This window comes from Streptomyces sp. NPDC057253, assembly GCF_042669125.1.
Classification (GTDB): domain Bacteria; phylum Actinomycetota; class Actinomycetes; order Streptomycetales; family Streptomycetaceae; genus Streptomyces.
This window is the reverse complement of sequence record NZ_JBHUXV010000278.1, coordinates 1-3037: the sequence shown is the minus strand read 5'-3', so window position 1 is coordinate 3037 and position 3037 is coordinate 1. Positions and strand designations below refer to the sequence as shown.

The window sequence follows — 3037 nt, the reverse complement described above, 5'->3', positions numbered from 1 at the left end:
GGGTGTGGTGGATCCAGGACGAGGATGCCGTGGTCATGGCGACGGTCCTTTCGGGTGGCTTTCGAGAACAGTGTTCTCTCTTGCGGACAAGCCTGTCCCGAGCGTCGACCGCTGTCAAGAACACTGTTCTCGCTTTCTCGGTTGCCCGCGGCCCCAGGGGTCGACTGCGGATCGACTCACCCACGGTCGGTTGTACGCCGGGAGGTATGCGGGAATGCGGCGCCGCAGGCGGACGTAGGCCCTTGGAGCTGTCGTTCGGATGGGCCCCGATGTCCGTATCGCCTGGTCGGTTGGGGCGGGCGGACCGGTCGAGGGGCCGCCGGGAAGCTACCGCCGTGGTGTTGTCGAGGGGGCCGGGCGCGATCTCCAGGTCCGTCGCTCGTGCCACTTGGCTTCCGGGCCACGGCGGGCGTCGTCGCCGGGAAGCATCCCGGTTCCGGTCTCGCAGCACTGGCGCCGTCGTCGGGCCTCCCAGGCGCGTGGTAGCTTCCGTATACAAGGTGTATGCGAGAGCTGGGGGCTGCCGTGACGTCCGGTCGGGAGAAGGCGTACGCGTATCTCAAGGACTCGGTGCTGACGGATCCCGGGATGCAGGGAGCCTTCCTGTCGGAGCAGGAGCTCGCGGACCGTATCGGAGTCTCCCGCACGCCCATCCGGGAAGCGCTGCTGCAACTCGCGGCCGAGGACCTGGTCGAGCTCGTCCCCAAGCGCGGCGCCCGTGTGTCCCCCCTGACCGGTCGGGAGATCCGCGAACTCATGGAGCTGCGGGGCATCGTCGAGCGGTACGCCGCCCAGCAGCTCGTCTCCGGTGGCGGAGCGCCGGTGGCGGAGCTGCGGTCCCTGCTGGAACGGCAGCGTGAGCTCACCGGCGCCGACCAGGCCAAGGAGTTCATCGACGTGGACCACCGCTTTCACGCGGCCCTGGTGTCCGCCGTCGGCAACGCCCTCCTCGACCGGCACTACGAGGGCCTGCGCAGCCGGCAGGTCCGGGCCGGAGTGGTCGCCCTCTTCAACCAGCAGGGCCGCCAGGAAGCGGTGCTGGAGGAGCACGAGGTCATCCTGGACGCCCTGGAGGCCGGCGACGCGCAGGCCGCGTGCGCCGCCATCGACCACCACCTGGAGTCGACGCTCAAGGTGCTGCTCGCGGGTTAGGGGGTGTCCGGGTAGGTGATCACCAGCATGGTGACGCCGTCCCGGGAGGTCCAGGGGCCGTGCGGCATCCCGGGCGGGCGGCAGGCGTACATGCCGGCGGTGAAGGTCCGGTCGAGCGTCAGGTCGTGCATCGCTCCCTCGACGAGGTAGACCTCCTCCCAGAAGTCGTGGCGTGCCACGCCCTGTGCGGAGCTGTCGGTGCCCGGCGCCCAGCGGACCAGCGCCGTACGGGATCCGCGCTCGGGGTCGTCAGCCAGGACGCGCTCCTCGACCCCCGGACCGGCGCCGGCCGGTGCCCGCCACGGTCCCTCGGGCAGATGGAACTCCAGCTCGGGCTTGCTCATCGCCACACCTCCGGGCGCCTGTTGGCCAGTACGGAGATCCGCTGCCGGACCCCCGCGACCTCGTCGATGTCCAGGTCGGCCACCAGCAGCTCCGGCTCGGCGCCCAGAGCGTGCCTTACGGTCCCGTCGGGTCCGGCGACGAGACTGTGCCCGATCCCCGTCGGGGCAGGACCCGGGCCGGTACCGGGGTCGGCCTGGCCGACGGCGGCGAGCCACACGGTGGCGTCCAGCGCACGAGCCCGCACCAGCAGCTCCCACTGCTCCCGCTTGCCGGGCCCGGCACCCCAGGAGGCGGCCAGCAGCGTGGCGACGGCTCCGGCGTCGGCGTGCGCCCGGAACAGCTCCGGGAAGCGGATGTCGTAGCAGGTGGCCAGGCCGAGCCGTACGCCGTCCACGTCGATGACCGTCGTGGCGGACCCCGCGGCGACGGTGTCGGACTCACGGAAGCCGAAGGCGTCGTAGAGGTGGATCTTGTCGTACGACGCCTCGACCCCGGGTCCGGTGGCGAGCAGGGTGTTGGTCACCCGGCCGCCGGTGGCCGGGGTGAACATGCCGGCCACGACGACCGTGCCGGTGGCGCGGGCGATGTGCCGTACGCCGTCGGCCCACGGTCCGTCCAGGGGCTCGGCGAGGGGTGCCAGTGGGGTGCCGAAGCAGGCCATCGACGCCTCCGGGAAGACGACGACGCGGGCTCCGGCGTCCGCCGCGCGCCGGGTCCATTCCTCGATGAGCACGAGGTTCTTGCCGGGGTCGGGGCCGGTGGTGAGCTGACTCAGGGCGATGCGCACGGTGCGGTCCTCCTCAGAGGCGGGTAGGGACGGTGTCCGCCTGCGGCGCGGCGAGGGCGGCGTCCTCGTCGACGGCGGCTTCGGGGTCGCGCCCCAGCCAGACTCCTACGAGGGAGACGGCCGAGGCGAGGGCGATGTACACGGCCAGCGGCGCCCAGTTGCCGTAGATGCTCAGCAGGGTGGTGAACAGCAGCGGGGCGACGGCGCCGCCGATGATCCCGGCCAGGGTGTAGGCCAGGGACGAGCCGGTGTAGCGCAGCCGGGGCGTGAACTGCTCGGCGATGAAGGCGGCCTGCGGACCGTACAGGCAACAGTGGATCACCAGGCCCACGACGACCCCCGTGGCGAGCGGCAGCCAGGTGCCGCCGCCGGTCATCGGGAAGAACACGAAGGGCCACAGACCGGCGGCCACCGCGGCGCCGCCGTACAGGAGGCGGCGGTTGAACCGGTCGGAGAGGGCGCCGGCCAGCGGCATGAGGAAGACCTGGATCGAGGAGCCGATGAGCACGGCCGCGAGGGCGGAGCCGCGGGACATGCCGAGCTCCTGGGTGGCGTACGTGAGGTGAGGACGAAGACGGTGAACGTGACTCCTCCCCCTCATGAATGAGGGGGCTTCTCGCTAGCCGGTGCGGCGTCGCGACGGACCAGCCCGGCCCGTAGAACGTTCAGGGCGCCCACCGTGTCCGCGTGCGCCTGGTGGCCGCACCAGACGCAGTGGAACTTCTCCTGGGTGGGCCGGTTCTCCTTGTCGAC

General features: G+C 71.6%; 4 protein-coding genes and 1 pseudogene. 1 reads left to right on the top strand and 4 read right to left on the bottom strand.

Translation table 11 applies throughout. From position 1 onward, the window contains the following. Window positions 1-504 precede the first annotated feature (504 nt). Entirely contained in the window at window positions 505-1152 is a 648-nt protein-coding gene (locus ACFULQ_RS48885) for a GntR family transcriptional regulator (RefSeq protein ID WP_383558258.1), read from the top strand. Here ACFULQ_RS48885 and ACFULQ_RS48880 read toward each other — a convergent pair. The 4 genes and pseudogenes from ACFULQ_RS48880 to ACFULQ_RS48865 all read right to left on the bottom strand — a co-directional run. Further along, complete coding sequence (locus tag ACFULQ_RS48880; RefSeq protein ID WP_383558256.1) at window positions 1149-1496, bottom strand: cupin domain-containing protein; 348 nt, start codon at window positions 1494-1496, stop codon at window positions 1149-1151. The genes ACFULQ_RS48885 and ACFULQ_RS48880 overlap by 4 nt on opposite strands. Next, window positions 1493-2284 (bottom strand): carbon-nitrogen hydrolase family protein, encoded by a 792-nt coding sequence (locus ACFULQ_RS48875; RefSeq protein WP_383558253.1) that lies wholly within the window; start codon window positions 2282-2284, stop codon window positions 1493-1495. The genes ACFULQ_RS48880 and ACFULQ_RS48875 overlap by 4 nt, the downstream gene beginning before the upstream one ends. A gap of 13 nt (window positions 2285-2297) precedes the next feature. Continuing rightward, window positions 2298-2846, bottom strand: a pseudogene (locus ACFULQ_RS48870) (MFS transporter); the annotation flags it as partial. A gap of 35 nt (window positions 2847-2881) precedes the next feature. Then, window positions 2882-3037: zinc ribbon domain-containing protein (locus ACFULQ_RS48865; RefSeq protein ID WP_383558260.1), on the bottom strand; the 156-nt coding region annotated here is incomplete at its 5' end.